1 protein-coding gene is annotated in these 330 nt (G+C 57.0%); it reads left to right on the forward strand.

The genetic code is table 11. From position 1 onward, the window contains the following. Nucleotides 1–129 precede the first annotated feature (129 nt). The coding region (locus tag H2O73_RS23560) for a DUF2380 domain-containing protein (RefSeq protein WP_182110744.1) at nt 130–330 on the forward strand (201 nt) is incomplete at its 3' end.

Here is a 330-nt window from a genome sequence, read left to right on the forward strand (position 1 = left end):
GCACCAGGTTTCTTCTTGCCCTGGTTTCTCGGGTCCGAACGGTCCCAGGCCGATACCTTTGGCGTGGTTGCCTTCAAAGCTTAACAGTCAGATCCTCACACGTAACTCTTATTTTTTAAGAACAGGGACATGAAAGAGATCCTCTTGGTCACCTTGCTCTGGACGACTAGCGCGGCGGCGCAGGACAAGGTGGCCTTCTTCGGGCTGACCATGCTCGATACGTCCCTGCAAACTGCCGCCTTGGGCCCTGACCCTGCGGAGGCTGCGCGGCTCGAGGCTCTCGAAAAGGTTGTCGCGGAAAGGTTCCAAGCCGAAGGCTATGAGCTGGTT

Source organism: Vibrio marinisediminis (assembly GCF_014050145.1).
Classification (GTDB): Bacteria; Pseudomonadota; Gammaproteobacteria; order Enterobacterales; family Vibrionaceae; genus Vibrio; species Vibrio marinisediminis.